Annotated in this window: 20 protein-coding genes and 1 pseudogene; 14 read left to right on the plus strand and 7 right to left on the minus strand. The window is 58.8% G+C overall.

The annotated features are described in order from the left end of the window. On the plus strand, positions 1-481 hold a 481-nt coding region (locus CBW22_RS00660; protein WP_176428067.1), incomplete at its 5' end, for a metallophosphoesterase. Here the strand turns inward: CBW22_RS00660 and CBW22_RS00665 are convergent. Then, positions 465-1,097: an MmcQ/YjbR family DNA-binding protein gene (locus CBW22_RS00665; protein ID WP_254919461.1), complete on the minus strand. Its 633-nt coding sequence runs from the start codon at positions 1,095-1,097 to the stop codon at positions 465-467. The two genes, CBW22_RS00660 and CBW22_RS00665, sit on opposite strands and share 17 nt — an antisense overlap. Before the next feature lie 264 nt (positions 1,098-1,361). Between CBW22_RS00665 and rluF the strand changes: the two genes are divergently transcribed. From rluF to CBW22_RS00695, 6 genes are all read left to right on the plus strand, one after another. Next, positions 1,362-2,243 (plus strand): 23S rRNA pseudouridine(2604) synthase RluF, encoded by an 882-nt coding sequence (rluF, locus tag CBW22_RS00670; RefSeq protein ID WP_021506014.1) that lies wholly within the window; start codon positions 1,362-1,364, stop codon positions 2,241-2,243. 265 nt (positions 2,244-2,508) lie between these two features. Beyond that, entirely contained in the window at positions 2,509-3,495 is a 987-nt protein-coding gene (locus CBW22_RS00675) for a sugar ABC transporter substrate-binding protein (protein WP_058774665.1), read from the plus strand. After that, complete coding sequence (locus tag CBW22_RS00680) at positions 3,485-5,008, plus strand: sugar ABC transporter ATP-binding protein (RefSeq protein WP_088515762.1); 1,524 nt, start codon at positions 3,485-3,487, stop codon at positions 5,006-5,008. Before CBW22_RS00675 ends, CBW22_RS00680 begins: the two co-directional genes overlap by 11 nt. Beyond that, positions 5,005-6,018: an ABC transporter permease gene (locus CBW22_RS00685; RefSeq protein WP_058758574.1), complete on the plus strand. Its 1,014-nt coding sequence runs from the start codon at positions 5,005-5,007 to the stop codon at positions 6,016-6,018. The genes CBW22_RS00680 and CBW22_RS00685 overlap by 4 nt, the downstream gene beginning before the upstream one ends. Beyond that, on the plus strand, positions 6,011-6,985 hold the full coding sequence (locus tag CBW22_RS00690) for an ABC transporter permease (RefSeq protein ID WP_021506018.1): 975 nt from the start codon (positions 6,011-6,013) through the stop codon (positions 6,983-6,985). Before CBW22_RS00685 ends, CBW22_RS00690 begins: the two co-directional genes overlap by 8 nt. A 12-nt stretch (positions 6,986-6,997) precedes the next feature. Next, entirely contained in the window at positions 6,998-8,362 is a 1,365-nt protein-coding gene (locus CBW22_RS00695; RefSeq protein ID WP_088515763.1) for an LLM class flavin-dependent oxidoreductase, read from the plus strand. Here the strand turns inward: CBW22_RS00695 and CBW22_RS00700 are convergent. From CBW22_RS00700 to CBW22_RS00710, 3 genes are all read right to left on the minus strand, one after another. Beyond that, positions 8,359-9,624 carry an SfnB family sulfur acquisition oxidoreductase gene (locus CBW22_RS00700; protein WP_088515764.1) on the minus strand — a complete coding sequence of 422 codons (1,266 nt, stop codon included), beginning with the start codon at positions 9,622-9,624 and terminating at the stop codon, positions 8,359-8,361. The two genes, CBW22_RS00695 and CBW22_RS00700, sit on opposite strands and share 4 nt — an antisense overlap. 150 nt (positions 9,625-9,774) lie before the next feature. Beyond that, positions 9,775-10,800: an NADP-dependent oxidoreductase gene (locus tag CBW22_RS00705; protein ID WP_058758571.1), complete on the minus strand. Its 1,026-nt coding sequence runs from the start codon at positions 10,798-10,800 to the stop codon at positions 9,775-9,777. A gap of 324 nt (positions 10,801-11,124) precedes the next feature. Beyond that, on the minus strand, positions 11,125-11,475 hold the full coding sequence (locus CBW22_RS00710) for a DUF3147 family protein (RefSeq protein ID WP_088515765.1): 351 nt from the start codon (positions 11,473-11,475) through the stop codon (positions 11,125-11,127). A 67-nt stretch (positions 11,476-11,542) separates the two neighbouring features. Between CBW22_RS00710 and CBW22_RS00715 the strand changes: the two genes are divergently transcribed. The 6 genes and pseudogenes from CBW22_RS00715 (at position 11,543) to CBW22_RS00740 (ending at position 19,093) form a co-directional block, all read left to right on the plus strand. After that, positions 11,543-11,725 carry a DUF1289 domain-containing protein gene (locus CBW22_RS00715; protein ID WP_021506023.1) on the plus strand — a complete coding sequence of 61 codons (183 nt, stop codon included), beginning with the start codon at positions 11,543-11,545 and terminating at the stop codon, positions 11,723-11,725. Positions 11,726-11,798: 73 nt separating this feature from the next. Next, positions 11,799-12,362, plus strand: a pseudogene (locus tag CBW22_RS00720) (MFS transporter); the annotation flags it as partial. Positions 12,363-12,602: 240 nt separating this feature from the next. Then, the gene (locus tag CBW22_RS00725; RefSeq protein ID WP_088515766.1) at positions 12,603-14,477 is read left to right on the plus strand and encodes a phospholipase effector Tle1 domain-containing protein; all 1,875 of its coding nucleotides are present in this window, start codon (positions 12,603-12,605) and stop codon (positions 14,475-14,477) included. Beyond that, a complete protein-coding gene (locus CBW22_RS00730; protein ID WP_058769809.1) occupies positions 14,468-15,127 on the plus strand; it encodes a DUF2931 family protein in 660 nt (219 codons plus the stop codon). Before CBW22_RS00725 ends, CBW22_RS00730 begins: the two co-directional genes overlap by 10 nt. A gap of 431 nt (positions 15,128-15,558) precedes the next feature. Then, complete coding sequence (locus CBW22_RS00735) at positions 15,559-16,674, plus strand: lactonase family protein (RefSeq protein WP_088515767.1); 1,116 nt, start codon at positions 15,559-15,561, stop codon at positions 16,672-16,674. A 322-nt stretch (positions 16,675-16,996) separates the two neighbouring features. Beyond that, positions 16,997-19,093 (plus strand): FUSC family protein, encoded by a 2,097-nt coding sequence (locus CBW22_RS00740; protein ID WP_088515768.1) that lies wholly within the window; start codon positions 16,997-16,999, stop codon positions 19,091-19,093. Here the strand turns inward: CBW22_RS00740 and CBW22_RS00745 are convergent. Beyond that, the gene (locus CBW22_RS00745) at positions 19,090-23,673 is read right to left on the minus strand and encodes an ATP-dependent helicase (protein WP_088515769.1); all 4,584 of its coding nucleotides are present in this window, start codon (positions 23,671-23,673) and stop codon (positions 19,090-19,092) included. The genes CBW22_RS00740 and CBW22_RS00745 overlap by 4 nt on opposite strands. Before the next feature lie 127 nt (positions 23,674-23,800). Further along, positions 23,801-25,228: a purine-cytosine permease family protein gene (locus CBW22_RS00750; protein WP_088515770.1), complete on the minus strand. Its 1,428-nt coding sequence runs from the start codon at positions 25,226-25,228 to the stop codon at positions 23,801-23,803. A 275-nt stretch (positions 25,229-25,503) separates the two neighbouring features. Here CBW22_RS00750 and CBW22_RS00755 point away from each other — a divergent pair, with 275 nt between their 5' ends. Continuing rightward, the gene (locus tag CBW22_RS00755; RefSeq protein WP_088515771.1) at positions 25,504-26,034 is read left to right on the plus strand and encodes a GNAT family N-acetyltransferase; all 531 of its coding nucleotides are present in this window, start codon (positions 25,504-25,506) and stop codon (positions 26,032-26,034) included. 85 nt (positions 26,035-26,119) lie between these two features. Here CBW22_RS00755 and CBW22_RS00760 read toward each other — a convergent pair whose 3' ends face one another. Continuing rightward, positions 26,120-26,899: an alpha/beta hydrolase gene (locus CBW22_RS00760; RefSeq protein ID WP_088515772.1), complete on the minus strand. Its 780-nt coding sequence runs from the start codon at positions 26,897-26,899 to the stop codon at positions 26,120-26,122. Between the last annotated feature and the right edge of the window lie 54 nt (positions 26,900-26,953).

Raw genomic sequence — 26,953 nt, forward strand, 5'->3', positions numbered from 1 at the left:
GTACTGCAATCAACACAACGGCGACGATCGCCAGCGCGCGGCCGCACTGCTGGCTGATTTACAGGCGCGCCAGCAACCGCAGGCGCAGCCGTGGAATGGCGCGGTCGGTGCGACGCAGCTGGCATGGCTGGAAACGCAGCTTATCGAGGCCCGCGCCTGCGGCCAGCAGGTATTGGTGTTTGGCCATTATCCGCTGGCACCGGGCTACAGCCACAGTCTGCTCAACGGTGCGCAGCTGGCAGAGCTGTTCTGCCGCTATGGCGTGCGCGCCTGTTTTGCCGGCCACGATCACCGTGGCGGCTATCATCGCCGCGCGGATACCGTGTTTATAACCCTGCAGGGGATGCTGGATGGTCCGTCGCGCGTGCCCTTTGCGGTGGTGGAACTGACGGGCGAGACGTTGCGGCTGCGCGGATGGGGCGGTGAAATCAGCCGCGAAGAGGTATACGGTGCCACGCCGATGGCTAGCCGGCCAGGTTAAAACTGTTGTCAATGCGCAACAAAACCTCGGCCGTCGGGACTGATCCATCCAGACACAGGGTGACCCAATGCTTTTTGTTCATATGGTAGCCCGGGAAATAAACCTCGCCATCGACCAGCGAAGCGATGGCCTGCGGCGAGACTTTAATATTGACGATTTCAATCAGGCTATCATCCGGTCGGCCCAGCTTGCTGCTGTGAATCGTTAACAACGCGCCGAACCACTTTTGATTATCTTTGCGGCGAAAGATGGCGTTTTCAGGAAAGCGCGGCCATAAGAATTCCAGCTCAGTCTGATACTGCTGTTTCAGGTGCTGAACAATCGCATCGGCCTGCGCTGTTTTGAAATGCTTTTGCGGGAAACATTTTTCTGCGATATCCAGCAAGATAGCATCATGTTCTTCACGGACCTGCCCCACAAAGGCACCGGTGGCAGAAGTAATACGGTGAAGAATGTAATCTTCTCCTGTGACTTTATCGATAATGGTGGCGGCAATGCCACCCTGGGTGGTGATGTTTACCTGCAGGGTGAACTGCTTATTCATCACATCACAGCGGTAGCCGTAATCCTGCCCGTCCTTGCGGAAACCGTAAGCCAGCAGCTTTTTCACATTCATTTCCCGGCTGACGAAAAGATGATTTACGTTGTACATTTTCATGCCTGGTTAACGGTGAGATGTTCACAATACCCGGAGTTTGCTCAGGGGCGTGCGGGCTATTTTAACCGACAGGAGGGATTTTTATGTGCCATAAATCGCTATGGCACCCGGCACCGCTTTTTCGCCATATCACACCGCAAAGAACAACCGCCACCGGACGCTTAACCCAGTCTTACGCAACGCGCGCACATGCTGTATAGTCCGTTTTTTTTCGGAGGAACCATGCTGCCCAACTCATCCACGCGCCTGAATAAATACATCAGCGAGAGCGGAATCTGCTCGCGCCGTGACGCCGATCGTTACATCGAACAAGGCAACGTTTTCATTAACGGCAAACGCGCCAGCGTCGGTGCGCAGGTGTTCGCCGGGGATGAGGTCAAAGTCAACGGACGGCTGATTGAACCGCGCAACGAAGACGATCTGGTATTAATCGCCCTCAACAAGCCGGTGGGCATTGTCACCACCATGGAAGAGGGCGAGCGTGACAACATTGGTGACTTCGTCAACCACAGCAAGCGCGTGTTCCCGATTGGCCGGCTGGATAAAGACTCGCAGGGGCTGATTTTTCTCACCAATCACGGCGATCTGGTGAATAAAATCCTGCGCGCCGGTAATAATCACGAAAAAGAGTACGTGGTCACGGTGGATAAGCCGATCACCGACGAGTTTATTGCCGGTATGGCGGCGGGCGTACCGATGCTCGGCACAGTGACGAAAAAATGCAAAGTGAAGCGGGAGTCGACCTTTGTATTTCGTATTATCCTGGTGCAGGGACTGAACCGGCAGATTCGCCGCATGGCCAAACACTTTGGCTATGAAGTGACGAAACTGGAGCGCACGCGCATCATGAACGTGAGCCTGAAAGGTATCCCGCTCGGTGAGTGGCGCGATCTGACGGACGATGAACTGATCGACCTGTTTAAGCTAATTGAGGATTCGTCGTCAGAGGATCAAAAAACGCAGCAGGCACAGGCGAAGAAAAAAGCGGCGACGCCCGCCGCGAAAAAACCGGCCGTCAGCGCACCGAAACAGAGTGACAAAGCGGGTCAGGGCGCTAACCGCAAGCGCTTTACTCAGCCGGGACGCAAGAAAAAAGGGCGTTAAAATCACACCCGCGGCGCCCGCGACCATCACGTATCTTTAGCGCCGCACGTCTTCATTCCAGCCACGTTTTTATTATTTATAACCGGGCGTCAGAATATCTGCGCCCGGTCATGCTTTTTCACGCAATCAATATGCAAATCCGCTGCATATCCAAAGGAGAAAATGGCATTAGGGATAAATAGTGACTGTGATAATTTTCAGCTATACGCCGGATAGCAGGCGTCACTCACCTTATTTAGCTGAACCTTTTCCAGGGATATAAACAATGCATAAACACCGCCTGGCCGGACTATTACTGGCCTCTGCATCGCTGCTCGCCGGCTTGTCGCTGCACGCTCGCGCCGCTGACGCATCTATTCCCTCACTGGCCGGTAAACGTATCGGTATTACCGTGGCCGGTACCGATCACTACTGGGATCTGAAAGCCTATCAGGGACAAATTGATGAAGTAAAGCGGCTGGGTGGCACGCCTATCGCCCTGGATGGCGGACGCAAAGAGTCACAGCAGATCGCGCAAATTCAAACGCTGATTGCACAAAAACCGGATGCCATTATTGAAACGCTGGGCACCGCCTCAGTGCTGGAACCCTGGCTGAAAAAAATTCGCGACGCCGGCATTCCCTTATTTACCGTGGATACCGCCAGCCCATCCAGTATTAACGTCACGACCTCCGATAACTTTTATATTGGCGAGCAGCTGGCATTAAAACTGGTCAATGATCTGCGCGGCGAAGGCAATATTCTGGTGTTTAATGGTTTTTATGGCGTGCCGGTGGTGGCGATGCGCTATGACCAGTTAAAAGCCGTGCTGAAATGGTATCCGAAAATTAAAATCATTCAGCCCGAACTGCGCGACGTCATTCCCAATACCGTGCAGGATGCCTATGCGCAGATTAGTCAGCTGCTTAACAAGTATCCGCAAGGGTCAGTACAGGCTATCTGGGCGGCATGGGACGTACCGCAGATTGGTGCCACTCAGGCGGTTGATGCTGCCGGTCGCAGTGAAATCAAAACTTACGCCGTGGACGGCAGCCCGGACGTGGTCTCGCTGGTGAAAGATCCGAAATCCAGCGCGGCGGCGGTGGTGGCGCAGCAACCCTATCTGATCGGACAGACTGCGGTACAAAATGTGGCGAAATACCTTGCCGGCGATCGTTCACTTCCGCCTGCCACCTATGTTCCGGCCATTCTGGTCACCAAAGAGAATGCGGCGCAGGCGCAGCAAACGCTGGGCCAGAGCGATGATAAATAAGACAGTGCGACTGCAGCTGCGCCAGATCAGTAAAGCCTTTGACGGCATTCCCGCGCTGCAAGCGGTATCGCTTGATGTCCACGCCGGCGAAGTGCATGGGCTGATTGGGCATAACGGAGCCGGAAAATCGACGCTGATCAAAGTGCTGGGCGGCATCCACGCTGCCGATGAGGGCAGCGTGACGCTGGAAGGCCGGCCACTGGTGTTGACCAGTCCGGCTCAGGCACAACAGCAGGGCATCGCCATTGTTCATCAGGAGCGGCTATTGCCAGGCACGCTGACGGTGGCGGAAGCGCTGCTGCTCGGTAATGAGCCACGGATTGGCAGCACACCGTTTATCGATCGCCGGCGTATGCGTCAGCAGGCGCGGCAGCTACTGCAACAGCACTTCGATCTGCAGATCGATCCCGATGCGCTGATCGCCGGGTTAAGCGTGGCGGAACAGCAACTGGTGCAGATCTGTCGCGTATTACAGCGCGCGCCGCGCGTGGTGGTACTGGATGAACCGACCGCCGCGCTGGCGCGACACGAGGTGCAGGCGCTGTTTCGCGTTATCGAACGTATGCGTCAGCAGGGGATCGCACTGATCTACGTTTCTCACTATCTCGATGAAATACAGGCGCTGTGCCAGCGGGTTACGGTGCTGCGCGATGGTAAAGACGTCGCGCATTTTACCGGCGACGCCCTTTCTCCGCAGGCGCTGATTAATGCCATGATCGGTGAGACGCAGCAGGCGATTGCACCGCGCGGTCTGCCACCTGACGGCGAGCCGGTGCTGACCGTAGACGCCCTGAGCGCGCCGGGTCGCTTTCACAATGTTTGTTTCAGCGCACGACGTGGCGAGATCGTTGGCATTACCGGCCTGCTGGGCTCCGGAGGGAAGGCGTTAATCAGCGCACTGTTTGGTCTGGAACGTGGCGTGAGCGGGACGCTGCGCGTAGGTGAGACGCACGGAGTACCGGCTTCGCCACATGCCGCGGTGAAACGTGGCATCGCGCTGGTGCCGGAAGATCGCCGCGCCAACGGCATCGCGCTCGATGTGAGCCTGCGCGACAACATCACCCTGACGACCGTGCAGCGCCTGCTGCGCTGGGGCGGCGTCTCCGCAACCGCCGAGACCGCGCTGGTGGCGGACAACATCCGCCAGCTGGCGATCCGCACACCGGGCCAGTTGGCACCGCTGCGTCAGCTGTCCGGCGGAAATCAGCAAAAAGCGGTGCTGGCGAAATGGCTCAACACCCACGCCACGCTCTATCTGCTGGATGAGCCCACGGTTGGCGTCGACATTGCCGCCAAGGCCGCCATTTATCAAACCCTGCAGCAGCTGGCGGCCGCCGGTGCGGTGATTATCCTGTTTTCCACCGATCTGCTGGAACTGCAAACGCTCGCCGACCGCATTATTGTGCTGGCGCGCGGCGAGCAGGTCGCCACGCTGTCCGCCCGGCACACCAGTCACCAGGAGATTCTGTCCCTGGCTTCCGGCACGGGCGCATTGACGGAGCAAATCCTATGAGTGAACTGAGCCAACCGGCGGTGGTGACGGCGGCAGGCAAACCGCAGGGGCAGCCGTGGCTGCAGCACGTCGCGCTGCTGATTATTGTACTGGTGCTGGCGGTATTTGCCTGGCTGTCGCCTATTTTCCTCAGCGTGATCAACCTCGGTAACGTATTGCAGCAAACGGCGGTGGTGGGAACGCTGGCGCTGGGTCTGACGCTGGTGCTAAGCGGTGGCGGTGTTCAGGGGATTAGCGGCGGCATTGATTTATCCATTGCCGCTAATATGGGGTTGTGTGCCGCGGTATTCGCGGCGCAGATCGCTGAGCAACACTCTGTCACTTATGCGCTGCTGCTCACGCTGCTCACCGGCATCGCCGTGGGGATATTCAATGCCCTGGCGATTGTCTGGCTTGGTATTTTGCCCCTGCTGGCGACGCTGACCAGCATGAACATCGCCATGGGACTGGAGATGGTGCTGAGCGGAAACGCGTCGATTTCCGCCAGCAGCGCGCTGCAAAACCTGCTGATAGCCAGCGGACCGCTGGGCGTTTCCTGGCTCGGCTGGGGATTTCTGCTGCTGGCGTTGAGTGCACTCGGGCTCAGTCGTTTCACCGCGTTTGGCCTGCGCCTGCAGGCGGTGGGTAGCCATCCGCAGGCCGCCAACGCGGCGGGCATTAGCGTGGCGCGCTATCAAAGTCTGAGTTATGTGCTGTGCGGCTTCAGCGCTGCACTGGCAGCCATTGCCTCGGTGGCGCTGCTCAGCGGCAGTTCGCCGGGCGCTAACGACAATCTGCTGATGGTGATTGCCGCCGCGCTGCTCGGCGTGGTGTTTTCGCGTCGCCTGGTGCCGACCCTGGGCGGTGCACTGATCAGCGCGCTGTTTCTGAGTCTGATAGCCAACGGCTTTCAGTTGGTTAACGTCTCAAGTTACTGGATTAACGGCGTCGAGGGTGTGCTCATCCTGCTGGTTGTGGCGCTGACCGCGCTACTGCGGCGCCGTCAGGCGGGGAGGGCATCTCATGTCTGAACTGAGCCTGAGCGGTAAAAAAGTGCCGGGGCTGTTGCGCAGCCTGATGGTGCTGACCTTTGTTGCGCTGCTGCTGTTTTTCATCATCGCCGCGCCCGCGTTTGCCACTGTCGCCAACATTCGTAGCGTGCTGCTGAATAATGTCGCACCGCTGGCGATTGTGGCGCTGGCCATGACGCTGGTCACGCGTATCGGCGCGATCGATCTGTCCGTCGGTACGGCGATTGATGTCGCCTGCCTGGTGCTGGTGACGCTGGTACTGCATCAGGTCGCGCTGCCGCTGGCGCTGTTGGGTGCGCTGACGGCGGCACTGCTGGTAGGCGTGTTCAACGCTTTTCTGGTGACACAACTCGGCGTTGAGCCGTTTCTCGCCACGCTTGGCACGCTGTTTATTGGTCAGAGCGTACAGCAACTGTCGTCCAACGGTGGGCAGCCGGTCTATCTGCTAAGCCAGACGCTGCCGGCGGGTTTTACCGCTATTGGTCACGGCACGCTACTTGGCGTTCCACTGCCGCTCTGGCTGTTGCTGGGCGTGGTGCTGGTGCTGTATCAACTGTTGCACCGCAGCGCCAGCGGTCGCGCACTGCGCATGATGGGTGAACAGCTCAGCGTAGCGCATCATTCTGGCGTGGCGGTCAAACGTCTCACCGCGCTGGCATTCATATTCAGTGCACTGGTCGCCGGCATCGTCGGGTTAATTCTCGCCGCCAATGTCAAAGCCTGGGTACCGTTATCGGGCAATGCCTATCTGCTGAATGCCATCGGTGCCAGCTTTATTGGCGCGACCTTCGCGCCTTCGCGCCGCCCGAATGTGCCGGGTACGCTGCTGGGTGTCGTGCTGCTGAGTTTCATCGCCAACGGACTGTTGCTGGTCGGCTGGAACTTTTACTGGCAGCAGGTGGCAACCGGCGCACTGATCTTTGTGGTACTGGCCGTGGGTGCGCTGCGTGCGCGTCGCCCTGTCTGAGGAGGGTAACGGATGCCTTCACCGTTTTTGCTGTTTGCGTTCATGATGAATGTCCCTGGTCATCTCTCTGCCGGATTGTGGCGACATCCCCAGGATCAGGCGCACCGCTATACCGAGCTGGATTACTGGACGACCCTCGCGCGGCAGCTTGATACCGCAGGTTTTGATGCGCTGTTTATTGCTGATGCGCTGGGACAACTGGATGTGTGGCAGGGCAAGCCGGACGCGGCGTTGCGCCTGGCCGCTCAGATGCCGGTGAACGATCCGCTGCTGCTGGTCTCCGCCATGGCGGCCGTCACGCAGCACCTCGGTTTCGGTATTACGGTCTCTGCCACCTACGAACATCCTTATTTGCTGGCGCGCAAGTTCACGACGCTTGATCATCTCACCCGCGGGCGTATCGCCTGGAACGTGGTGACTTCCATGCTTGATTCCGCGGCGCGCAATCTGGGTTTGACCCGGCAGCTGCCGCATGATGAGCGTTACGATCGCGCACAGGAGTTTCTGGATGTGACCGCGAAGCTGTGGGAAGGCTCATGGGAGGAAGATGCGGTTAGCCGCGATAAAGCCAACAGCCTGTATAGCGATCCGCAAAAAGTGCACGCTATTCAGCATTATGGTCGCTGGTATCAGGTGCCGGATGCACATCTCAGTGAGCCCAGCCCACAGCGCACCCCGGTGCTGTTTCAGGCTGGCGCTTCGGCACGCGGTGCGCAGTTTGCTGCCCGCAACGCAGAAGTCATTTTCCTCGGTGGCGTCACCGCGCAGGCGATTGCCAGCGATATTCAGCGCATTCGTCAGCTGGCCGTGGCAGAAGGGCGCGATCCGGCGTCGCTGCGTTTTGTCACAGCCATCACGGTGATCACGGCCGAGGATGATGATGCCGCCCGGGCCAAACTTGAGGATTATCAGCAATACATCAGTGAAGAGGCTGCGCTGGCGCTTTTCTCGGCGTGGACCGGTATCGACTGGTCGCAGGAGGATCCGGACATGCCGCTGGCCTTTCGCGAAACCGACGCCTGCCGTTCGGCGCTGGCCAGCCTGACGCGAATTGACGATCAAAAACGCTGGACGCTGCGTGAGGCAGCCCGCTACATCGGTATCGGTGGTCTGCATCCGTTGCTGGTGGGCGGCGGCGAAACCATTGCCGATCGGCTGGATCAGTTTGCGGCAGAATCGGGCGTGGACGGCTTTAATCTGGGCTGGGCTATTAGCCCGGGCAGCTTCAACGATTTCATTGCCTGGGTCATGCCGGTGCTGCGCCAGCGCGGGCGGGTGCGTCCTCAGCCAGCACAGCCGTTAACCTTGCGTGAACGTCTCACGGGTCAGCCGCGCCTGGCAGCTGACCATCCGGCAACGCGCTTCCGCCGCCCTTAGCTCCACGCATGGCGCGGCGGCGGCGTGCCGTTGAGATAATAATTACCCACGTGGTAATACTTCCAGCGCACCGGATCGTGCAGCGTATGGGTGCGCGCGTTGCGCCAGTGGCGGTCCAGATTAAACTCCTGCAGCGTGGCGCGGGTGCCAGCCAGCTCAAATAGTTTGTTACCGGCAAGCAGAGCGATCTCCGTCGTCAGCACTTTGGCCTCGGCGGTGGCCACGGTCGCGCGTGCCACGCTGGTTTCATCGGGCTGCGCCAGCGCGGCGTCAATCGCTGCTCCGGCCTGCCACAGCAGCGCTTCGGCAGCGTGCAGGCGGATTTTCAAATCACCGACTGCCGCCAGCGTGAAGTGGTCATCGGCAGCGCGCGCCTGGCCACTGTCAATCCACGGCCGCGAGCGTTCGCGAACAAATTGCAGGGTGTCTTCAATGGTGCCGCGCGCAATACCGACATCCACCGCCGCCTGAATGATCTGTGAAATCGGCCCGGCAGCGGTTGGCCGCTCAAACGCCTGCCAGGTTGGAATAACGCGCGACAGCGGGGCGCGGACATTCTCCAGCAGTACGGTACCGGAAGCCGTCGTGCGCTGACCAAAGGCCGACCAGTTATTAATGACGCTGATGCCCGGCGTGTCGCGATCGAGCACAATCAGATGCGCCCGGTCCTGCTCGTCCAGCGCCACGGCATGGATTCGATGCGCCAGCAGCGCGCCAGTGGCATAAAATTTTTCCCCGTTAATCACCACCTCATCACCGTCACGCCGAAAGCGCGTCTGAAAATCGGCGACCGTGCGGCCATGCTTCTCCGAAAAGGCGTTACCCCAGCGCAGCCCGGCCAGTACCTCGCTCAGCAGTACCTGTTTTTGTGCTTCGCTACCGTCTTCCAGCAGATGGGCCACACCGGCCAGATGGTTTTGCGGCAGCTGACCGAGCGCCGGATCGGCAGCTGAAATGATGGCGATCACCCTGGCCACGGTGGTCCACGACACGCCCGCTCCGCCCCAGGCTTTGGGGATGGCCATTGCCCACAGGCCGCTTTGCGAGAACGCATCCAGCTCTTTGAGGGGCAGAATGCCCTCACGATCGCGCAGTGCCGCCTCGCGCGCGAAGCTGGCCGCCAGCTGATGGGCTACGGCGATAGCTTCCGCATCGTCGCGAATGATATGCGCGGCGCCAGCCGGTAATGGCACCGGTGCTTCCGCCTGTTGCGTATTGACTTTACGCGGCTGCGCCGCGGAGTCGGCTAAGGTCAGCGACATAATGACTTCTCCGGTAGAAGAGGATAGAGGAGGGCATCATCGCATGCGCACGCGGAGGGCTTATATCTCAATAGCGGTTAAGCAAAGCGCAAAAAAGCCTTAGTGCTCGCACACTAAGGCCGGATTTACAGTCGGGGAGAGAACCGCTGGCTACGCCACTTTCACCACGGTTTTGCCGAAGTTTTTGCCTTTCAGCATGTCAATAAACGCCTGCGGCGCATGCTCCAGCCCTTCTACCATGTGTTCGCGGTACAACACTTTTTGTTGCTCGACCAGCGGCGTCATCGCCTGCAGGAATTCCGGATAGCGATCGCCATAATCCTGGAAGATGATGAAGCCCTGCATACGGATGCGGCGTTTCAGAATCCCGCCCATGATCAGCGGCGTGCGATCGGGGCCGGGTGGCAGTTCGCGACTGCTGTAGCCCGACACCAGGCCACACACCGGCACGCGCGCGGCGGTATTGAGCAGCGGGAAGACGGCATCGAATACTTTGCCGCCGACGTTTTCAAAATAGATGTCGATACCGTCCGGGCAGGCGGCCGCCAGCTGTTCTGCGAAATCGTCACGATGATGATCGATACAGGCGGAAAAACCGAGGGTGTCAATCGCGTAGCGGCACTTCTCCTCGCCGCCGGCCACGCCGACGACGCGGCAGCCATTCAGCTTACCGAGCTGACCGACCGTGGCACCCACCGGTCCGGTGGCGGCGGCGACAACCAGCGTTTCACCGGCTTTGGGCTGACCGATATCCATCAAGCCCATGTAGGCGGTAAAGCCCGGCATACCCAGAATGCCCAGCGCCCAGGATGGATGGGGCAGATGACCAATTTTAGTCACGCCAGTGCCATCGGACAGGGCATAGCTCTGCCAGCCGCTGGCCGCCAGTACCCAGTCGCCGGCGCTGAAATCCGGATGCTGCGATTCCGCCACCTGGCATACGGTGCCGCCGACCATCGGCTGGTCGAGTTGCGCCGGCGGTGCGTAGGATTTGCTGTCATCCATGCGGCCACGCATATACGGGTCGAGCGACAGATAGTGGGTGCGCAGCAGCATCTGTCCCGCCTGCACCTGCGGCAGCGGTTGTTCGACAAAGCGGAAGTTCTCTTTCACCGGCTCGCCGTCCGGGCGTGACGCCAGCAGCCAGGCGTGATTGAGTGAAGCGTGTTGAGTCATAGCATTTCCTTGTTTCTGCGCGGGTAAAACAGCAAGTGTAGCCAATGATTGGGCAGGAAATGGATGATTGATGCGGGGCTGGATTTACTATCGCGCCTTAAGAGGCTTTCTCCTGAACGGTGTCTGCGGGTCAACATGCCCGCTCTTTTGCTGGTAGCCGTGGGTCAAGCAGTGCAAAGTTTTTCTTGCTTTCCTTCCTGAAAGGAAACCGCCCTGTCCTGTGTCCCGGGACGCAGGACAGGGCGAGGTTAATCGAAATGAAAGGTCAAGATGAACAGAGCAAATGAGCCAGCCTAAACCCGCAGGAATTAATGCGGCTTGCGTTTACATAAGAATGATACCAAACCGCTTCAGCATTACCGCCCAGAGGGCGAACAGCACCACGGTAATCACGCAGGAGAGCAGTAGCGTGAGCCAGAAACCGACGCGCTGGTAAAAAAACGGAAACAGGATAAACATCGGCAGTGTCGGCACCACATACCAGAACGTATACCAGGCGTGAGCGGCAATCTTTTCCTGCGTTTGTCCTTCTATTTTCATCCAGATAAGCACCAACAGGGTGACCAGCGGTAAAGCGGCGAGCAGGCCGCCCAGACGATCGCTGCGTTTCGCGGCTTCTGAGATCAGTACCACCATAAAGGCGGTTAACGCGTATTTTGAGATTAGCCAGAGCATCGTTGTTCCCGATAATTATCATTAAGCCGGCTGCGTGCCTGAGGCTCTATTTTAGAGGAGGCTGGATATGGCCGCAAAATCGCCGTGCATCGATCTCTGCGTGTTTGATACGAAAACCGGCTGGTGCGAAGGATGCGGACGCACCCGTGGGGAAACCCAAAGCTGGCGTAAGCTTTCGCCTTATCATCGCAAAGCAACAGAGCGGGCGCTTCCGGCGCGCCTGAAAGCGCTTAAAACCCGAGAGGCGTAGTCTTGTTCGTCAGGTCGAGGCGACACACATTGAGGGTGACGCTGCTACCGAAGATTGAAACCTGACGGTGTAGCTCAAAGGATTGCTGCTGGCATTTACCTTTATCTTTTTCATTCAGTACCTGTTCTGGGGCGTATTTACCTAGACGCCAACCTATCTTCGTGAAGTTAAGCATCTTGATTTTCTTCACAGCCTGAAATTTGTGCTGGCCCTGCAAACCGGTGCCATTGCTGGCTTCCTGGTGTTCTCACTGCTGGCCGATAAGTGGGGGCGCAGGCCGATGTTTCTGCTCTACCTGTTTATCGGTGCGGTGGCGGTCGGCATGTATCTGGCGACCACTCAGCCGCTGATTCTGATGGTCGCCATCTTTATGGCAGGGTTTGGCGTAAACGGTATTTTTGCCGGCTCCGGTCCTTTTCTCGCCGAGATCATTGGCGACACGCAGTCACGCGGCTTTTTAATGGGGCTGGCGTATAACGGCGGGCGCCTGGGCGGCTTTATCGCGCCGCTACTGATTGGCTTTGTGGCCAGCGTTGGTGGATTCACCGCCGGGCTGGCCACCACGGTGATCGCCTTTCTTGCCGCGATGGTGGTGGTCTGGTTAGCGCCAGAAACCAAAGGCGTGAAGTTGCAGTAAGCTTTGCGCCTGTCGTGAAATCGGTACGCTAAAACCTGTAACACGGCTGAATACCTGACGCGCTGTCAGGTGTTCAGCCGGTTTCATCTTAGGGTTACGATTGAGATACGGAAAGTATTTTACGTTGGGTGATTTTTTCTATTCAGGCGTACTACCGGCAACCTGAAGCCGAAGATTTTGGTTAAGTCATGATTGAGGTATGATGCGCTGACTTAATAACCACTTCATTCATGAGGGATTATGGCGACGGGTTTTTTTCTGTATCACCTGGATAAAACTACCTGCGGAGGACGGATCCTTTCCGGTGCGTCTGACGACACCTACGAAATCGGTGGCATTCTGCGACAGCAGGTCAGGGAGGGCGACCCGGTGACGTGCGGGAAGCATGAGGGGCGCTTCCGCGTGTGCGGCGGCACTGGGGACACCTATGAGGTGGGCGGAGAGCTGAAAGAGTGGGCGGGTTCGCTGGACAGCTACAGCTCCTGCCCGTGCCGCGCCCGTTTTATTCCATCAGTCCAGACGCACACCTACGAGCGCGACAGCAATGCCGGACGGGTAGCCGAACGGGCCGAGACCGCGAGGAAAAAAGCGCAGGAGTCAGAGCCTGAACAGCGAGCGCAGGCCGCGAAGAAGAAACGGGAAATTACGCTGACCATCGGTGTGTTCTTTGATGGCACAGGCAACAATGCGAATAACAGCGGTGATCGTCAGGCCGCCTGTTCCGGTGAACATTACGGGATGAATGATGCTGATGCTGGATCTGCGTATTCCCAGTGCGTGAGACTAAAACGTGGCTACAGCGGCACTGCTGCAGGGAGCTATATCGGTTACTACAGCAACGTACACTGGTTGAATACATTGTATAGACAGGATATCAGGCCCGATACAGGAGCCGGTCAGTACGCTATTTATATCGAGGGTATCGGTACGGAAGACGGGGCTGGCGACAGCACTTACGGAATGGGAACAGGCCGGGGCGATACTGGCGTAGTGAGAAAAACCGATAAAGCAGTTGCAGCACTGGCTTCCGGTATTCAGGGTTATTTACTCCAGCATGCCAACAGCAGTTCCTGCACCATTAAAGAGCTGCAGTTTGATATTTTTGGCTTCAGCCGGGGAGCAGCGGCGGCGCGCCACTTTGCCAATCGGGTGTTCAGCCAGGATCACGCCATTATCACGGCGATTAAAGCAGGTCTGAATGGTATTGAGTTTTCCGGGACGCCCGGAGGAAAAACCCGCTTTGTGGGTATATTCGATACCGTAGCCGCCATCGGGACACCCGTTAACGGCCTCAACCCGCACAGCGCCGACACCGGGGATGTCAATCTGGTGCTGCGTCCGGGCGTGGCAGACAAAGTGTTCCATATCACCGCCCAGCACGAATGCCGCTTTAACTTCGCGCTGAATAGCGTAAAACCGGCGTGGCCGGAGCTGGCGCTGCCCGGTGCACACTCCGACATTGGTGGTGGCTACAACCCCGACGAACAAGAAGCATACTTTCTTACCCGACCAGAGTTTGAAACCGTCCCTCACTCCACCCCTGATACGGAAACCCGGATTTATCGGCAGGCCTGCGCGCAGCTTACAGCACTCGACGGCTATCCGGCGATAGCGCCCTTGTTGAATGCGGTAGAGGTGAATGTTGCTACCTGGTATGACGACAGAATGCCCGCCGACCGTTACGGAACGCTACAGAAACGTAGCGGTGCCGCACTGGTTATTGACCGTCCGACGCATAATGACTGGTCGAAGGTGGTATTGCGGGTGATGCTCGATGCGGCGCAGGATGCCGGGGTGGAATTTTCCCTTATTTTACCTAAAGACGACAACCTGTCACTCAAGCCAGAACTGAACAGCCTGTGTGAAAAAGCGATTGTAATGGGCCGTGCCATAAGGAGAGGGCAATCTGCCCCCGGCTTTACCACGCCAGAAATTCTGATGCTGGCCGAAAAATATATTCACTGCTCAGCCAACTGGAATAGCGTGGTGAGAGACGGCCAGGGGAGTATCAGCGGTGCAGTCAAACCAGCGAAGCTGGTAACGTTCACCAACCGGCCAGACGAGCGCTGGCAACGTACAGTTTATGATATGGACGGGAATAAAATATGGAAATAATCCGTGCAGCCTGGTTTTTTCCGTTGCTGATTCTGACGGCCTGTCAGGGGAAATCTTTATCCGACACCGCCGCGCAAAGCAATGTACCGGCAGAGTGGACTTTTAACTTTTTCACACCTAAAGCGTTGCCAGCAGTGGTGACGTTTGCCGCTATTCTTGACTCTGATGGAAAGGACTATCGCTTTAACACGCTGAACAGTACGCCCGACCTGCCCGAAGTTATCGGCGAGTGGAACGACAAAGACCGTGCGCCTGGTGGCTACTGGAATCACGTTAAACGACCTCCCAGACATATTATTTTTTGCTGGGACTCGATTATCGATAAAAAAGTGTATGAAACTCACCTGACGATCCCTAAACCTGTACTGGAGAAAATGCTCAGGCCGAGTGAGTACAGGGATTATCGGGGAAGAACTGCGTATTACGACAGAGTACAAATTGGTCTGGCTCCGGAGGGGAAAGTGGCAGTCTGGTTACAGGGAAGTGGTTCTGAGCCTAATTATCGCGTCACCCCGTCAGTCCTGAAAACCGTATCAGGGGATAAATTAGATATTTGCAAAGGAATAACGCGGTTTTCTAACGGCTATGAGTACGGAAAAGATACCGAGGATTTTATCAAAGGGAAAAAATATCCCTATGGTAGTTGGTAAGAAACCTATTTACCCCTGAAGGATCTTCCCAGGATCCTTTGGGGTTTAGTGGTCAATTTTTAGTCTTAACGTACAATATTTTCCGTTTACCAAACTGACTCTTTTCATATCCGCACCGGCTGCACCTTTCCCGTCCTGTCCGGGGGTTTGCAGACTGGCTGACCTTACTGCTGCAGGAAAAGATGCATCTTAGCCCGGAGAAATAGTGCAGCCATCAGCGGCATCACCGCAAAATCCTGCACCACATCGCGGCCACGCCAGGTGAGCGCGCGCACAAACCCGGACAAAACATCAGGTTCGCCGGCGCGCTAATTGCCTGATTAGCCTGGCTTGCTGGAGAAGTGCCCAGGTGACGTCGGGCAATCTCACATAACAGGCGCGTGCTTTACTGCGTATAACCGGGTCTGATTACCCTCATCAAGGAGAACACCATGATAAACAGCCTGCGCACCGTTACGCTGCTGGCGGCAATGACGGTGAGCGCGCCACTGCTGGCGCAGACCTTTGTGTACGTATCCGCCGCCGACGACGGCACCATCGTGCGCTATACGCTGGACGCGCGCACCGGCGCTTTGCAGCTGCTTGGCCACACTGAGGCCGGGGGCAAAGTGATGCCGATGGCGCTGAGTGCGGATCACAAAACGCTGTACGCGGCGATTCGCAGTAAACCGCTGCAGCTGGCGAGCTGGCAGATTGACTCGCAGAGCGGCGAGCTGAACAACCGGCGCACCGTGCCGGCTGCGGCCAGTTACCCCTACATCAGCACTGACCGTCAGGGACGCTTTCTGCTGGGGGCCTCTTATGACGACGACGTGGTGCAGGTTTATCGTCTGACGGCCAGCGGCACCATCGCTACGCCGCCGGTCGGCAGCTATAAAACCGGTCATGCGGCGCATTCGGTGATTGTCGATGCCAGCGGTCGTCACGCTTATGTGGGTAATCTTGGCACCGATCGCGTGCTGCAGCTCAGGCTGGGCGCAGACGGCACGTTGAGCGCCCTCGGCAAGGGGGAGGTAGCAACCGCCGCCGATAACGGTCCGCGCCACTCGGTGTTGTCGCCGGATAATCGCTATCTGTACAACATTGGTGAAATGGGCGGCATCATTACCCAGTTCCGACGCGAAACCAGCGGCGAGCTGGTGAAAGTGGCGGAAACGCCCAACGCGGTGGCGGCGCAGTATCATCTGCAACATGGGCGTGAACGGCCGCCGGGTTACAGCGACAGCACGCCGCGCATCTGGTCAGCGGATATCCAGCTGACGCCGGACGGGCGTTTTCTGTATGTCAGCGAGCGCACCAGCAGTACCGTGAGCGGTTATCGTGTTAACCAGCAGGATGGCAAACTGACGCTGATCGGCAGCTGGCCGGTGGAGAAACAGCCGCGCGGCATGGCGATCAGCCCCGATGGTCGCTGGCTGGTGGTGAGCGGTGAGAAGAGTGCGGTTATTGGCAGCTACGCGATTGAGGCGCGCAGCGGAGCGTTGCAGCGGGTCGGCGAGGCGCCAGCCGGCCGGGACGCGAACTGGGTGACCATCGTCAGCTATTAAAATGATCGGGCGCAGGAAACTGCGCCTTATTGCGCGAAATTATTTTATGGATAGCATCGTCTGGCAGTAAAATGTGATCTGCGACACATTTCTGCCGCTGAAGGCAGATTGCTGCTTTCTGCGGCAGTGACAGCGCAGATATCCCGCCGGCGACCCGCCGATCGCTGCGTTCGATTAGTTTCCTTAAAGCATTCTGTGCCTGCTGTCAGGCGTGTATGAACACCGTTTTCGATTACGAAACAATTTGTCGTAGTTATCGGGATGAGTGCCCGCCAGATTCTGGCAGGATACGCCGCACTTAGCGCCTTCTGGTCTCCGTGACATGCAGTGGTTTTCGAAAAACGCCGTTTTTTTTGCCGTAAAAACCTGTCTGGCCGCCTTTCTGGCATTGTATCTGGCTCTTGAACTGAATGTTGATCGTCCTGCCTGGGCGCTGACCACGGTGTTTGTGGCATCGCAGCTTTATTCGGCCTCCACCATCTCCAAATCGCTGTTCCGCCTGCTCGGCACGCTGCTCGGTGGCGTCTTCATCTTTTTTATCTTTCCGCTCACCGTGGCGCATCCGCTGCTGTTCAGCCTGTGTATCTCACTGTGGGTGAGCCTGTGTCTCTATCTGTCGCTGCACGACCGCACGCCGAAAAGCTATGTTTTTATGCTGGCGGGCTACAGCGCCGCGATTATGGGTTTCCCGGAGGTGACGACGCCGCTCGGTATCACCAGTACCGTGCTGTCGCGCATTGAGGAAATTACTTTAGGCATTGTGTGTAGCAGCCTGGTGCACGCGCTGTTGTTTCCGGTCTCGATGCGCAGTCTGCTGGAGCAGAGCGTCAGCCAGTGGTATCTCAACGGGCGCAAGCTGTGCCGCGATTTACTCTCTGGCATTTCCGCTGACCGATCGCCAGAACGCGACGAAATCCTCACCCGCATGGCCACTAATCCGCAGCAAGTTGAGATCCTGATTACCCATTGCGTGTACGAGGGCGACGCGGCCCGGCGGCTGATTCGCCTGGTCAGCACGCAGTATCAGCATCTTTCATACTTAATCCCCACGCTGACGGCGATTGAGATGCGGCTGCAGCGGCTGGCGGCGCGCCAGATTGCCTTTCCTGCCTGGGTTGAGCAGACCCTGCAACAGTTCCTGCTGTGGCTGAATGACGGCGAAGCGGTGGGCGATGTCATTGGCATTCAGCTGGAGCTGAGCCTTTGTCAGGATCGGCTGAATGCAGCGTGGCGCAACGGCGAGCTGTCTACCGAACACTGCCTGCTGTTTACCGGCTTGCTGGAACGGCTGGTGGATTTTGTGCGTATCGCCGGGGCTTACCAGAGCGTGGGCGGGCTGGTAAGCGATCTGTCAGGCGACACCACGCTGGCGCGCGGTAAACGCACGCATCGCTTTTTCGACAAAGGGCTGATTCGGCTCTCGGCGCTGACGGCATTTTGCGCCACCTTTGGCTCCTGTCTGTTGTGGATGGCGACCGGCTGGCGCGACGGGGCATCAGCGCCAGTGATGGCCGCGATTCTCAGCTCCTTCTTCGCCAGCCTCGATACGCCGCTGACCTCAATGAAGCTGTTTATCCGTGGGGTGATCGTGGCGATCTTTATCAGCGTGATTTATGTCGCGCTGCTGCTGCCGCAGGCAACCTCGTTCGAGGCGCTGATCCTCTGCCTGGCCCCGGGTCTGCTGCTGCTCGGACTGATGATTGCGCGACCGGCCAGCAACATGATCGGTCTGAGCGTGGCGATTCAGATCCCCGGCTTTATCGGGCTCGGACATCATCTGAAACCCGATCTGGTGCTGCTGGTGAATAACGCGATTGCTTCAATGGCCGGCGTGCTGTTTGCGGTGATCCTGACCGCGCTGATGCGCAATAAGCGGCCATCGTGGACCGCGCGCCGTGCCGTGCGTCACGGCCTGCGTGAACTGCTGCGCTTTATCAAGGAGATTGAGCGCAACGGCTCATCGCTGCTGGGACGCCAGCGTTTTATTGGCCTGATGCTGGATAAGGTCAACGTGGTGCTGCCACGCCTGCACCTTGATCCGCAGTCCGATATGGCGCCGGCGGGAATGCTGCTGACCGAGGTGTGGCTGGGGGTCAATAGCTTTGACTACTATGCGCGCCATCAGGCGCTGCTGAGCCGTTATCAGCTGGACAGCGGGCAGATGTTTCACGAGCTGGGACTGTTTCTTAAGCGCAGGCTGAAGTCACTGCAGACGCCGCCGCATGAGGATTTGCAGGAGGAGCTCGATGTGCTGCTGATGCAGCTGGAACAGCTGGCGCAGCGTGACGAGGCGCTGCTGCTGCCGCTGTTTCATCTGTTCAGCATCCGGTTATACCTGTTTCCGCAACTTAGCTGGCCGGTGGCCACGCCGCGTCAGGCCGAACGCCTGCAGCAGCATCGTTACCGCCTGCAGGTTTAGCCATACCAGCTGTAACCTTTCGGCACGCGGGAAAAGCCGATGGCTTTCAGGGCCGGTAGCAGCGATGACTGGCTGGCCGGCTGATCGTCCACCCGTTCGAGAATGAAGCTGTGGGTCTTCTCCCGGCGTAAGGCCTGGCCCAGCGCCACGATCGCGGCCTGGCGTTGCTCCTCACTCATGTCGCCAAAAGTTAACAGCTCTTTACCACCCGGCGGCAGCCACAACATAACGCGCCCATCGCCAATCACCACCAGTGCGCCGCTGCGGCGGGTAGGCCGCACGCCACCGACGCTGAGCGGCCACGCCAGTTGCACGCCAAAGGGATTGGCGGGATCCAGCACCGCCAGCGCCACTGGCGGGTGCGTGGCCTGCGCACTGCCGAGCTGGCGCAGCCGATCGATGGCCGGATTTTCAGCAAACTGCGCGCCGCCCATACCGGCAACAAAGCGCCCGCGCAGCAGCCGTCCGGCATCCTCCATACCGCGCAATAGCGGCTGCAACGCCGGAAACCCGCCGGGAATCTGCTCTGCCACGGCGGCACCGCGCGTGATCACGCCAAAGCGGTCGAGCATATTTTCAGTCAGCGCCAGGGCGCGTTCGGTGTCGGTCAGCGGCTGCCGCACAATCAGCGACCAGCGTCCGGCCATGCTGTTGAGCGAGGGCTGCGCAGCAGCACTGCGGCTGGCCGCGAAACTGGCCCGACTGTGGCGGCTGCGCGCAGGACGGGCCGGGCGTGGACGCGGCGTGTGGCTGGTGGTGCTGAGCTGGCGCAGCGCGGCCCAGGTATCCATGGTCAGATAGCCGCGCCATACCAGCTCCCACATCGCGGCAAAGACTTCGCTGGGATCGACAGCATGTTCAGGCTGCGCCATCACGCGCGGCAGCAGCTCGCGGGCGAACCAGCCGCCGCCGTCCTGTAACTGCGCCACAATCGCCTGCTGCAAAGGTGACAATGTCACATTATTGCCCTCATCTGGCACCGGTAACGTTTCGCTGGCAAACTCACTCAGGTGCAGTGAAACCAGTCCGTCCTGCGCGCCAGGGGCCCGCTGGCCACTCCAGATGACTTCACCGGAAGAGAGCAGCTCATCCAGCATCGCTGGCTGATAATCACGCACCCGCGCCGGCAAAATCTGGCTTTCCCACAGCGAAACCGGCAGCGCCACGCCAGCCAGCTGTTCAATCACCCGCACCACGCCGTTGATACCGGCAAAGGCGCCCTGTGCCGCAGCTGCCGCGACGTCGCTCAGCAATCCTTGGCGCTCAAGCAGAAAAGCCACGTACGCCGGCGCTTCGACCGGTCGAGTGGCCTCACGCGCCGCCTGTAGCGATCGCACGCGCAAACGACGAAATACGCTTTCCGCTACCCACTGCGTTGACGCATCGACCGCAGGCGAGAGGAAATCGCCTTTCAGTACGCGTTGCTGCTGACGCAGCTCTTCCAGCGTGTGGTCGACCACGGCGCGGCCCAGACCAAAGCGGGCAGCGATTTGCAGACTGGTGGCGACAGCGTGGGTGCGCAGATAGCGATTAAGTAAGTCATGCAGCGGACGGGCCACCGGCGCGAGCAGCCCGGCGGGCAGATCAGCTGGCAGCGCCGCGCCCAGTGCGTCGCGCAGCCGCACGCCATCTTCGGCGACAGCCCAGCGCGTCTCTGCCGCAATCGTAACCTGAATGATGCGTTGCGCCTGTTGCAGCGTGGTTAGCAGCGGCATCAGCGCCGCCTCGCCGTTGTAGCGCGCCGTGATTTCCGGCACAGTGAGCGGCCCCAGCTCGCGCAGCAGATCAACCACGGCTTCCTGAGTGCTGGCCTGATAATCGGAAACGGTGCGCTGAAGTTCCTGCTCAACGCGTGCCACCACCTCGGGTGCCAGCAGCTCGTGCATCTCAACCTGGCCCAACAGATCGCTCAGCAGCGTGCTGTCGAGCGCCAGCATTGAGGCGCGCCGTTCCGCCTGCGGCGCATCGCTGGCATACATGAATTCGGCGACATAGCCAAACAGCAGCGGCGCAGCAAACGGCGAGGGCGTATCGGTGGTAACTTCAGTCAGCTTAACCTCGCCCTGTTGTATCCGTGCCATCAGCTGATGCAGTGCCGGCAGGTCATACACGTCTTGCAGACATTCACGCGCGGTTTCGATCAAAATTGGGAAATCGTCGAACTGCCGCGCCACTTCCAGCAGCTGCCCGGCACGCAGCCGCTGCTGCCACAGCGGAGAACGTTTACCGGGATTGCGGCGCGGCAGCAGCAAGGCGCGCGCGGCGCATTCGCGGAAGCGGGCGGCAAACAGCGCAGACTGTCCCACCGCAGCCGTCACCTGTCGCTGGAGTTCGTCCGGCACAAACAAAAACAGTTCAGCGCCTGGCACCCGGCCTTCGCTGTCAGGGAAGCGCGCGACAATCCCATCATCGCTGGCGACCACGGCCGGATCGAGCCCCATCTGGCGGCCAATCCGCTCAGCGATGGCCAGCGCCCATGGCGCATGCACGCGCTGACCATAAGGGGAATGCAAAATCACGCGCCAGTCGCCGGTTTCATCGCGACAGCGCTCAATCAGCAAATTGCGATCGTCAGGCACCAGGCCTGTGGCGGCAATCTGTTCGTCGATGAGCGCACGAATGTTGTGTCGGGCATTGGCGTCAAGGTTGTCGCTGCCGGGCAACACCCCGCTGGCGGCATGTCGCAAATAGCGGCCAATGGCTTCGCCGAGTGTCGCCGAACGCCCGAGACTGTCGCCGTGCCAGAAGGGCAGGCGCGCCGAGCGACCGGGTGCCGGCACCACTACCACCTGATCGTGCGTAATTTGCTGGATGCGCCACGAGGTGGCGCCAAGCGTGATGATGTCGTTAATCCGCGACTCATACACCATCTCCTCATCCAGTTCGCCGACCCGGCGCGCACCAGACTGTTCTTCGCCCTCCGGCAGCATCACGCTGAACATGCCACGATCCGGAATGGTGCCACCGCTGGTGACGGCCAGATGCTGCGCGCCCGGGCGGCCGCTTAAGGTTTGCTGTTGTCGATCCCAGATGATGCGCGGGCGCAGGTTAGCAAACTCGTCCGAAGGGTAGCGGCCAGACAGCATATCCAGCACTGCATCAAAGGCGTTACGCGGTAACGTTTTGAACGGATCGGCACGACGTACCTGTTGATACCACGCCTCGACGGACAGGGTGTCCATGACCGCCGCCGCCACCGTATGCTGGGCGAGAATATCGAGCGGATTGTGTGGCAAAGCGATAGCATCCAGTTCACCTGCCAGCATTGCGTCCACCGTCACGGCCGCATCAACCAGATCGCGGCGCGTGCGCGGCCAGATAATGCCTTTCGGCGTACCGCCGACCTGGTGACCGGCCCGGCCAATACGCTGCAGCGCGCTGGCCACCGAAGGCGGTGCCCCGACCTGAATCACCAGATCGATATCACCCATGTCAATTCCCAGTTCAAGACTGGATGTCGCCACCACGCAGCGCAGTTCGCCGGCTTTCAGGGCGTTCTCAATCTCCAGCCGCTGCTCTTTCGACACCGAGCCATGATGCGAACGGGCAATATACGCTTCAGCAGGCGTGGCGCGTTTTTCGGTTCCACCACTAAAAGAGCCATAGGCGAGGGCGGGCTCCGTAACGCCATGCTCTGGCGCGGAGCGTCGCGCATACAGTTCGTTGAGCCGTGCGGTGAGTTTCTCCGCCAGCCCACGCGAATTGGTAAACACCAGAGTCGCGCGATGGCGCAATACCTCATCCAGAATGCCGGCTTCAATATGCGGCCAGATGGAACCGGCGGCGAGGCTGCTCTCCTGCGCGGCGCGCGCATCGGGACGCTGCTGGATGTCCGTCATGTCCTCTACCGGCACGGTAATTGTCAGCTGCAGCGGCCGCTGCGCCGGCGGGTTGACGATGCGCGCAATACCCGCGCCACCGAGGAAAGCTGCCACCGCTTCTGGCGGTCGCACGGTGGCCGACAGGCCAATGCGCTGAGCAGGCTGCGCCAGCAATACATCGAGCCGTCCCAGGCTGAGCGCCAGATGGGCGCCGCGTTTACTTCCCGCCACCGCATGAACTTCGTCAATAATCACGGTCGAGATGCCACGCAGCGTTTCGCGGGCTTTTGACGTCAGCAGCAGGAAAAGCGATTCCGGGGTTGTAATCAGGATGTCCGGCGGCCGGCGCTGCAGCTTTGCCCGTTCGGCACTGAGCGTGTCGCCGGAGCGCATGCCGACCTCCAGCGTGATTTCCGCCTCACCCAATTCCGCGCGCTCAGCGGCAACGCCCGCCAGCGGTAGCGCCAGGTTACGCTGCACGTCAGCCGCAAGCGCTTTAACCGGTGAAATATACAGAATGCGCGTCTTGTGACTGCGCGCTACGGGTTCGTCACGGCTGCGCTCGCGAAACAGCGCGTCGATCGCATGCAGAAATGCCGCCAGCGTTTTGCCGGAGCCGGTTGGAGCAATCACCAGGCAGTGTTGTCCGCTGGCGATGGCGCGCCAGGCTTCCTGTTGTACGGGGGTCGCCGCCGGGAAAGTGCGGCGAAACCACTGTTGCGTGGCCGGGGTGAACAGTGAAAGCGCTGAGGCTGGCATCCATGACTCCTGCATTCTCGAAAGGGCGATCAGCAGTGTAGCGTGCCGCAGCGTTTACGGCATTATCAGGATATTGCCGATGCGGGCGGCGCGAAAACACGCGCCGCAGCACCAATATGTGACAACGTCACTGAGGATAAACAGAGTCGGCCAGTTTCCCGCGGCGATCAAAGCGACGTGCGGCCAGCCACAGCAGCGCGGTAACAAACCAGCCGATGATCCATGACACATCGTTGCCGGCAAAAATCCACGTCAGGGAACCATGATGCAGCGGGTTATCAATGAACGGCAGCTGTACCAGCACCCCAAGGAAGTAAATGATAATGCCGGCCCAGTTCCAGCGACCGTAGCGGCCATCCGGTTGCGACAGCGCGGGCACATCGACTTTCCCTTTGGTAATCAGATAAAAATCCGTCAGGCTGATGGCGCTCCACGGCACAAAAAAGGCCAGCAGGAACAGCAGGAAGTGGGTAAATGATTTGAGAAACGCCGGTTCGCTGAGCAGCGCAATGATGCAGGAGATCGTGACCATCAGCACCACAAACAGGATACGTCCGCCACGGCTGATCGCGGTTTGCTGGCGAAAACCGGACACAATGGTGGTCAGCGACATAAAGCTGCCGTAGGCATTGAGCGTGGTGAAGGTGATTTTGCCAAAACAGATGGCGAAGTAGATAACCATCGCCATGGTAGCGCTGCTGCCCAGCCCGACGATGTAGCCCACTTCATTACCGGAGAACGCTTTACCCGCAATTGCAGCTACAATGACGCCCAGCGTCATGGATGCCTGCGTGCCCAGCACGGTGCCAAAAAACACCGAACTGAACAGCTTTTTCGCGGAGACATCCACCGGCAGATAGCGCGAGTAGTCCGACACATACGGGCAAAACGCAATCTGCCATGACGAGGAGAGCGATACCGCCAGCAGAAAACTGGCAACGCTGAAGTGCTGATTTTGCCAGACGGCCGCTAAATCGTGGCTGGAGAGCAGGGTGATGAACAGGTAAACAAAGGCCAGCACGCCGATGACGCTAGCCACTTTGCCGAGTTTATGAATCACCCGATAGCCAAGCACCGCAATCACAATGATGATGGCGCTGAAGATGATCATGCCGGCTGCATTGCTGACGTTGACCAGCTTCGCCAGCGCCTGGCCGGCCAGTACCGTGCCGCTGGCCGAGAAGCCAACATACATAATGCACACCAGCACCAGCGGGATCACCGCGCCAAACACGCCAAACTGCATACGGCTGGTGATCATCTGCGGCAGGCCAAGACGCGGGCCCTGAATCGCGTGCAGCGACATGATGGCCGCGCCGACGATCTGTCCCACCAGTAAACCGACAATCGACCACACCACATCGCCGCCCAGTACCACCGCCAGCGCACCGGTAACAATGGCGGTGATCTGCAAATTGCCGCCAAACCACAACGTGAACTGGCTAAACGGATGCCCGTGACGCTCGCTGAGCGGGATGTAATCAATGGAACGTGTTTCTGACAGGCGCTGTTTCTCTGCACCTGAATAATCTGCGGCAGGTATCTGAGCGGACATAGTTTCCTCGCTGGAACGGCTAAAGGTGGTTAGTCATTGATTTTTCTTGTTAGTCAGTGGTAAATGTCACGAAACATACATGTATATACATGTAGCGATATTGTCATGAGGTTGATGAGGTTACAAGCTGACCGGTCATTGGAAATTGTGATGACGCTGGCAATGTTGTCCGTTAATGTCAGGAGCCTGGCCGGTAACGGACGCGCACAAAGGCGATGATGCGCTAACTACATAGCCACTACCGGTGGCGAACAGGACAACCCGGGGAGAGAGTTATGCAGGCAGTGATTGAAACAGAACGCTTACGACTGGAACCTTTTGCGCTAAGCCACCTCGCCGGCTTGCGCGCGATGGATGATGACCCGGAAATCATGCGTTATATCAATGAGGGACAGGTGAAGAGCGAGGACGAGACGCTGGCGACCATTGAGCGCGTGCAGCAACGCTGGCAGCGCTATGGTTTTTCCTGGTGGGCACTGCGCGAGAAGAGCAGCGATGACATCGTCGGAGCAGCTTGTCTGCAGCATCTGGCCCATCAGGAACAGGCGCCGCTGGAAATTGGCTGGCGACTGTTGCGCAGCAGTCAGGGGAAAGGGTATGCCACCGAAGCCGCTACGGCGATTGTGCAGTTTGCTACCGGGCAGATTGAAGTGGATTATCTGGTGGCGGTGGCACATCCGGAAAACCTTGCATCCCATCGGGTGATGCAGCGGCTGGGTATGCGCTATCGCGGTATCGAGCAGCATTACGACCAGCCCTGTGTGGTTTATGAACTGGATATGAAGAGTGCCCCAGCGCATTCGTGAGGCAGGGCGCGCACCTCTGGTAGCGGCGCGATTTATCACGCAATAAATTGCGCCGCTATCAAACATGCACCCGGTAAGGGTGCGCTCAATACCCTGGTACGTGGGCGGCTTTCATGATCAGATTTGCCACCGCCTGCGGCTGGGAAATCAGCGACACATGGCTGGCCTTGAGTTCGATGGTCTGCGCATGCATGCGTTTCGCCATAAAGCGCTGCAGATCCGGATTGATAGTGTGATCCTCCGTCGACACCGCATACCAGCTCGGTTTGCTATGCCAGGCCGCCACGCTGGTTTTCGCCTGGGTAATGGCTTTACCCATCGGTTGCTGAACGGCGTAATAAGCCCGCGCTTCGCTTTCCGGCAGATCGCCGGCAAAGTCGTGGATAAACGCCTGTTCACTGAGCGCGCCAAAACCGTCGTCACGCCACTTCAGGCCAGCGGCAACCGGTGCAGCAGGGAACTTTTTGGTGAGCGCCGGATAATCTTCACCGGCCTCCGGCGCGCGCGCTGCGATGTACACCAGCCCCTTCACTTCAGGTTCATCGCCCGCCTGGCTGATAACCATGCCGCCATAAGAGTGCGCAACCAGAATCACCGGTCCGTTCTGCTGTGCCAGCGCGCGTTTCACCGCCGCCACGTCATCATTCAGCGACGTCGTTGGGTTTTGTAATGCAGTGACGTGCAGACCTTTCGCCTGCAATAGTGGGATGACTTTGCCCCAGCTGGAGCCATCAGCGTACAGGCCATGGACCAGCACAATATTTTTTACTTCCTGCGGCGCTGTAGCGCTGTCGGCGTGCGCCAGTCCGGCACTCAGGGCTGAGATTACCAGCGCCGTCAGCGCCGTGATTTTGCGTAATGTCATGATCGGTCCTCATAATTAATCGGGGTTCATGCACCACTGTAAGCGCCGGGGACC

Origin of the sequence: Pantoea sp. VS1 (genome assembly GCF_002207995.1) — a bacterium.
Taxonomy (GTDB): Bacteria; Pseudomonadota; Gammaproteobacteria; order Enterobacterales; family Enterobacteriaceae; genus Pantoea; species Pantoea dispersa.